At 24.9% G+C, this 6,741-nt stretch carries 7 protein-coding genes; 4 read left to right on the forward strand and 3 right to left on the reverse strand.

Going from position 1 to position 6,741, the window contains the following annotated elements; genetic code table 11:
• A partial coding sequence (locus ACTCCZ_RS13140) for a TolC family protein (protein WP_463187411.1) occupies nt 1–596 on the forward strand: 596 nt, incomplete at its 5' end.
• 6 nt (nt 597–602) lie between these two features.
• Here ACTCCZ_RS13140 and ACTCCZ_RS13145 read toward each other — a convergent pair.
• The 3 genes from ACTCCZ_RS13145 to ACTCCZ_RS13155 are packed head-to-tail and all read right to left on the reverse strand — an operon-like array spanning nt 603 to nt 2,730.
• Complete coding sequence (locus ACTCCZ_RS13145; RefSeq protein WP_079579831.1) at nt 603–1,490, reverse strand: DMT family transporter; 888 nt, start codon at nt 1,488–1,490, stop codon at nt 603–605.
• A 59-nt stretch (nt 1,491–1,549) separates the two neighbouring features.
• A complete protein-coding gene (locus tag ACTCCZ_RS13150; protein WP_079579832.1) occupies nt 1,550–2,329 on the reverse strand; it encodes an AraC family transcriptional regulator in 780 nt (259 codons plus the stop codon).
• A 32-nt stretch (nt 2,330–2,361) separates the two neighbouring features.
• Nucleotides 2,362–2,730, reverse strand: a complete 369-nt coding sequence (locus tag ACTCCZ_RS13155) for a Fur family transcriptional regulator (protein ID WP_079579833.1) — start codon at nt 2,728–2,730, stop codon at nt 2,362–2,364.
• Between the two features lie 116 nt (nt 2,731–2,846).
• Here ACTCCZ_RS13155 and ACTCCZ_RS13160 point away from each other — a divergent pair, with 116 nt between their 5' ends.
• From ACTCCZ_RS13160 to ACTCCZ_RS13170, 3 genes are all read left to right on the forward strand, one after another.
• Nucleotides 2,847–3,797 (forward strand): metal ABC transporter solute-binding protein, Zn/Mn family, encoded by a 951-nt coding sequence (locus tag ACTCCZ_RS13160; protein ID WP_079579834.1) that lies wholly within the window; start codon nt 2,847–2,849, stop codon nt 3,795–3,797.
• Between the two features lie 2 nt (nt 3,798–3,799).
• The gene (locus ACTCCZ_RS13165) at nt 3,800–5,242 is read left to right on the forward strand and encodes a nickel/cobalt transporter (RefSeq protein WP_079579835.1); all 1,443 of its coding nucleotides are present in this window, start codon (nt 3,800–3,802) and stop codon (nt 5,240–5,242) included.
• 83 nt (nt 5,243–5,325) lie between these two features.
• Entirely contained in the window at nt 5,326–6,660 is a 1,335-nt protein-coding gene (locus ACTCCZ_RS13170; protein ID WP_079579836.1) for an MATE family efflux transporter, read from the forward strand.
• Nucleotides 6,661–6,741: the final 81 nt, after the last annotated feature.

The following is a 6,741-nucleotide window of genomic DNA, read 5'->3' on the forward strand; positions in this document are numbered from 1 at the left end:
AAAATATACAAATCTCAGTAATGCAAAGTTTATTAAATAGTAAAAAAGATAAAGCAAAACAAGATGAGTACACACAAGAGCTTTTAAAAAAATCTAAAACAGTAGATGAAGTGATAAATGAACATAAAAATTCAAATACCAATAAACCTTGGAATGAAGAGGATTTTGATAAGATAATAAGAGAAAAGCTTCCTTTATACATGAATGCAAAAGTTACTTTAAAAAATAGTCAAAATAAAAAAGAAGTTAAGAGTTTAAAATTGACAATCAAAAATCAAAAATCAAGAATTCATAATACAATTTCTAAAAACTTTCACTATTTAATTTCAAATTATAAAACAATAAATAACTCAAAAATTTCAAATAAAAATGCTCAAAGAAACTATATATTAAATGAAAAGATGTACAAAAAAGGTGATATCTCTTTAGATACACTTTTAAGTGCACAAAAAAATATGATTATCTCTTTATTAAATAAATATAACGCTAGATATGAATATTTACAAGATATTGTAGTAATATATTATAATACAGGTAAAATTAAAGCTTTTGCATATGATGGAATAAAAAATGAGTTTGAAAATAGTATCTTTTAAAGATAACTATTTTCTACGAATTTTTATATTATTTAGTATTTTAACTGCAAATAAAGTCATAATAGTTCCTATAATTATTGACAAACTAATATGCTCTTTTAAAAATATAGCACTAAATAAAATAGCAAAAAATGGTACTAAAAATATAAAAGTACTTACTTCATTTGCTCCAAGTTTTTCTATTCCTAAAAAGTAAACAGTTGTAGCAAAAGTTGTTGATATAACAGAAACAATAAAAAGGTTAATCCAAAATATATAATCAAAACCTTCATAGTTTATATTTTTAAAATCTACAAAGAAAATACTTACTAAAATAGTCATTATTAAGTACATATAAAAAGTAAATACCATTGGTGATGTTTTTGTGCTTTTTGAACTAATAATTGTTAAAATAGGCCATAATATTGATGCCATTAAAAAATACATATTTTCAGTTGTAAATATTTGTGCTGCATTAAAAGTCCAAACATGAAGCATAGTTAATACTCCAATTCCACCAAGAATCAATGCAAATATATCTTTTTTTAATACTCTTTTTTTATAAAAAATTGCCATAAATAAAAAAGTATTTATAGGTATCAAAGTTGTTACAAGGGCGCCACCTAAACTAGCAGTTCCATATTTTGTTCCTAAAAAATAACATTTCATATATGCAATCATCACTATTGAAGTTATTATACAAAGAAGTAAACTCTTTTTATTTATATAAAAGTATTTTCTTGCAAAAACAAGCACAGGTGCTAAAGTAATAAGAGTAAAGGTATTTCTAAAAAATATCATCTCATATTCATTTATATATGAACTTAATACTTTTGCATTGACCCATGAAGCGCCCCATCCTGCCATTGCAAATATCATAGTAATATAAAATATATTTTTATTTGTTTGTGTCATATATCATCTTTTTATTTTTAATATAGCAAAAATAAAAATATTATTATAGAATAAAATTGCTATTTTTTATTGAGCATTGAGGGTGTATAACCATAAAGTTTTTTGAAGTTTCTTGTAAAGTGTGATTGGTCGTTGAATCCTACTTGTAAACTAGCTTGAGATAAACTTACATCATTTTTAATAAGATTGATTGCTTTATTTATTCTTTGATTTATAATAAAATTGTGAGGTGTTATTCCAAACTCTTTTTTAAATACTCTTAAAAAATGGTATTTACTCATATTTGAATTTCTTGCTAATTGTTCTAGGTTAAAATCTGTATCAAGATTATCACATATAAATTCATAACTATTTTTTATAACTCTTTTGTCATCAAAAATATTTTCAAAACTCTTTTTTGTATGAGAAGTATAATTTAAAATCAAGTAAGACAACGCATCTACTAAACTACTTTGAATAAGTAAGATGTCTTCATTATTATAATAGTTCATAAAAAAATTATGCAATTTAAAAAATAGTATTTTATCACTAAAAACATGTTTTTGAAAAATTGGTATTTTCTTTTCAAAAAAGATATCTTCATATATATTTGAAAGTAGTTCTACTTTTGGATAAAAATTTGAGTGTGACCAAGCACTTGATACTCCTCCATGAAGTTCCCCTGGATTATTTACCCTTGATGTATATCTAAAAGAATCATATTTTTGATTAGTGTTAAAAGATTTTAATACTCCCTCATAAGTTATTCCAATAGTATAAGTATCATGAAAGTGTTTTGAAAAGTTGTTATTTGAAAGTTTTACACATTCAAATGTTGTATCTTTTAATAATTTATTCATATTAAAATTCTAAATTAAAGTTGAATATAGAGTTATTTGTCTAAACATTCTGGACAAATACCTTTTATAATAATATTATCAATCTCATGCTTTGCTAAATTAAAATCAATATTTTGAGATATACATTCAATATTCGAACACTTGCAACAAATAAAGTGTGCATGAGGATTGTTTTGAATCTCATAATATCTTTTCTTGTCATTTGATTCAAAGCTACTTATTATATGTTCATCTTCAAATTTTGTTATATTTCTATAAAAAGTTGCCTTATCCATAGAAAGATTACTTTTTATATCATCATAACAAATAGGTTTATTTGAATTCATAAGTATCTCAAGAATTGCTTTTCTTGCTGTTGTTAATTTTAAATTTTTTTCATTTATTAGTTTTTCTATATTCATAACAAAGATTATATCGATTAATTTTTAAAATATTATTAGAAGATGCAACTAAGTTGCGTTAAAGTTTTTATATATTATGATTCCACAAATGCAACTCGATTGCAAAAGGAGAAAAAATGAAAAAGTTATTTATTGCAATTTTGGCACTAAGTAGTGTTGTTTTTGCAAAAGAAGTTACAGTGAGTATTTTGCCTCAAAAATATATAGTTGAAAAGATTGCAAAAGATAAAATCGATGTAAATGTTATGGTTAAGCCAGGGTTTTCACCTGCAACATATGAACCAAAAACTTCTCAAATGAGAAAACTTGCAAAATCAGAAGTTTATTTTGCTATTGGAGTTCCTTTTGAAAAAGTTTGGTTAGAAAAATTTAAAAATGCAAATGAAAATTTAAATATTATAGATACATCAATAGGAATAAAAAAACTTGCAATGGCAAAACATGAGCATCATGATGAAGATGAACATGACCATGAAGCACATCACGAAGAGGAACATGAACATGAAGAATCGGCACACCATGAAGATGAACATGACCATGAAGCACATCACGACCATGAAGATGAAACTCATGAACACTCAGGTTTAGATCCACATATTTGGCTAGATCCTATTTTAGTTAAAACACAAGCAAAAAATGTTTATGAAGTATTAGTTGATATTGATTCAAAAAATAAAGATTTTTACAAAAAAAATTATGAAAATTTTATAAAAGAATTAGATGAGCTTTATTTGGAAATAAAAACTATTCTAAAACCTGTAAAACATAAAGCATTTATGGTATTTCATCCATCTTGGGGATATTTTGCTAAAAGATTTGATTTAGAACAAATTGCTGTTGAAGTTCAAGGAAAAGAACCAAAACCAAATCAATTAGTTGAACTAATCAATGAAGCAAAAGAGCATAATATTAAAGTTGTATTTGTAGCACCACAATTTTCTCAAAAAAGTGCAAAGGTTATTGCTTCAAATATCAAAGGTGATGCAGTTGTGATGAATCCTCTTGAAGAAAATTTAAAAGAATCATTAATTAAAACTGCAAAACAAATAGTTAGTTCGTATAAGTAAAAATGCTTAAATTTTTACTATCGTTTCTTCTTACACAAAGCATAGTTTTTGCTTGTGCTTTGTGTAGTGTTTACTCTCCCCAAACAAAAGTAGCTATAAATGTAAACTCAACAGATACAAAAATTAAATCAATTGATGTCAAGTGGGTTATCACAAAAGAGTTTACTGACCAGCTAAAACAAATATATGATACAAACTTAGATAATAAACTTGATGAATATGAGATGAAGTTTATTCAAAAGGCCTTAGTTGATTATGCTTCAATAAAAAATTTTATGACACATATCTCATATGGAGAAGTTATAGATAAACAAAATTCTGATTTAGTAAAAGTAAGCTCTTATGAAGCAAAAATAATTGATGGAATACTTCACTTTTTTTATACTATTGATGTAGATTATGATATAAAAAACGATTATGCTTTATATATTAAAATAAACGATGATGAGAATTATTTTGTTTTGCTATTAGAAAAAAATTATCTTAATTTTAAAAATAAAGCAAAAATTTCTAAGATAGTAGATACTCAAAGTGTAATATTTCATATTTCAAATGTAGCAACTTATGAAAAAGCAAAACATACAGAAGAAAAAATTGTAAAAAAAGAAGAAATAAAGAAAGAAAATTTAAAGCCAAAACAAGAAAAAGAGAAAACTTTACTTGATAAGTTTGTGCAAAAAGTAAAAAAGTATTTAGTTGCAGTACAAAAAGGTGATAATTTAGCACTATTTACACTTCTTTTTGTCTCTTTTATATATGGAATAATTCACGCTTTAGGTCCAGGTCATGGAAAAACTTTAGCCTTTTCATATTTTACATCAAACAAAAGTTCATACTCAAAAGCTTTTATAATATCACTTGCCTCAGCATTTGTTCATATAGTAGGAGCTTTAATATTAGTATCAATTTCAGTTTTTATACTTCAATCTGTATTAAATAGCTTTGTAAGCGATAGTGTGAAAATACTTACTCAAATTTCAGCTGTTATGATAATGCTTTTAGCTTTTTATATACTACTTCAAAAGTTAAATAACAAAGGCTGTTCTTGTAGCTCTTGTAGTACAAAAAACAGTAATGCTATATCTTTTAGTACTTCAAGTAGCCTATCATTAAAAGCAAATGATAAAATTGATTTTCAAAATCTAAAAAAGAAAAAAAGAAGTGATTTATACTTTGTATTAACTGCTGGTCTTATTCCTTGTCCTGGTACAGTGATTTTATTTATTTATGCGTTTATTTTGAAAACATATTTTGCAGTACTATTAGCCTCAATTGCAATTAGTCTTGGTATGGGACTTGTGATATTTGCAAGTTCATTTTTAGGAGTAAGTTTACACAAACTAAGCTCTAAATCACATAGATTTACATATATATTAGAGATTATTTCTCCTATTATTATGTTTATTCTTGGATTATTCTTACTATTTAGTTCTAACTCATTATAAGACTAGTTTTTCTAGTCTTATAGTATTTACCCTTTGTTAAGGTTTGAGGGATATAATCTCGTATATTTTATATGAGGTCTAAAATGCTAACAACAAAGCCTATAAGGGTTTTTTTTAAATATGCTATTCCTTCTATCTTAGGTTTATTGGCTATATCATCTGCTGGAATTATTGATGGGTATTTTGTAGGAAACTATGTAGGTCCTACTGCACTTGCAGCGATGAATATGAGCTATCCTATTATTACTATTATTATAGGTTTTTCATTTATGTTTGCTGTTGGAAGCAGTGTAATTTGTGGAAAATTAATGGGAGAAAATAATCTAAAAGAAGCAAATAATATCTTTTCAAAATCTATAATTTTTATTATTTTTTCATCTATTTTATTGGCATTATTATTATATTTTAATTTAGATAATATTTTTAGTCTATTTAATGCAAAAGAGGATTTAAAAAATCTTACAGTTACTTATCTATCAATAATCATATTTTTTATACCAATATTGATGGTTGCAATTGTACTTGATTTTTTTGTAAGAGTTGATGAACAACCAAACTTGGCTTTTTTTGCTCTATTTTCAAGTGCAATAGCTAATATAGTTCTTGATTATATTTTTGTAGTGCAGTATGAGTTTGGTATAAAAGGAGCTGCATATGCAACAGGAATTTCTCAAGCATTTATTTTTTTTATACTTTTGCCTTATTTCTTATCAGAAAAATCAAGCTTTAGTTTTATAAAACCATATGGAAACTTTAGTTCAATTTTTAAAGCAATGAAAAATGGCTCTTCTGAGTTCATAAATGAATCATCAGCAGGTATTACAGTAATTATTTTTAACTATATAATGCTACAAAATTTTGGAACTTTTGGAGTAACAGCTTATACTATAATTGGATACTTTATTACTGTTAGTTTGATGATAAATTTTGCAATAGCTGATTCAATGCAACCTGTAATAAGTAAAAACTTTGGAGCTTTAAACTATCAAAGAATAGATCAATTTTTAAAAATTGCTTCAATTTTTTTAATTTCTATTGCAGTAGTTTTAGTAACTTTTATACTGAGTTATCCAGATGTTTTAATAGAGTTTTTTTTAGAAGGTGAACATAAAAAAGATATTGAAAATCTAACTTTACAATTTATATATTACTCATGGCCAGCTTTTTTATTTTCAGGAATTAGTATATTGATTACATCATACTTTACTTCAATTCAAAAGCCATTTTATTCTATAATTATTGCAATATCAAGAAGTTTTATTTTTCCAATATCTTTGATAATTATATTGCCAATTTATTTAGGAAATATAGGAATATTTGTAACTTTAGCACTTAGTGAATTTTTTACTTTTTTAATTGCTATTTATCTATTTTTGAGAAAAAGAGAGAAAATGCCCACACCTTTAATAATAAATTAAATTATTTTAAACTAAAATACCCATAAATTATAAGTAAGGTATAAAAATGGGCAATACATATAATGTAATAGAAGCAGGAGT

Source organism: Malaciobacter sp. (assembly GCF_055140965.1).

What these genes read in the sequence shown, in the direction of transcription:
- ACTCCZ_RS13160 (WP_079579834.1), top strand. Translation starts at nt 2,847, where the DNA reads ATGAAAAAGTTATTTATTGCAATTTTGGCACTAAGTAGTGTTGTTTTT.
- ACTCCZ_RS13155 (WP_079579833.1), bottom strand. Translation starts at nt 2,730, where the DNA reads ATGAATATAGAAAAACTAATAAATGAAAAAAATTTAAAATTAACAACA.
- ACTCCZ_RS13145 (WP_079579831.1), bottom strand. Translation starts at nt 1,490, where the DNA reads ATGACACAAACAAATAAAAATATATTTTATATTACTATGATATTTGCA.
- ACTCCZ_RS13150 (WP_079579832.1), bottom strand. Translation starts at nt 2,329, where the DNA reads ATGAATAAATTATTAAAAGATACAACATTTGAATGTGTAAAACTTTCA.
- ACTCCZ_RS13170 (WP_079579836.1), top strand. Translation starts at nt 5,326, where the DNA reads ATGCTAACAACAAAGCCTATAAGGGTTTTTTTTAAATATGCTATTCCT.
- ACTCCZ_RS13165 (WP_079579835.1), top strand. Translation starts at nt 3,800, where the DNA reads ATGCTTAAATTTTTACTATCGTTTCTTCTTACACAAAGCATAGTTTTT.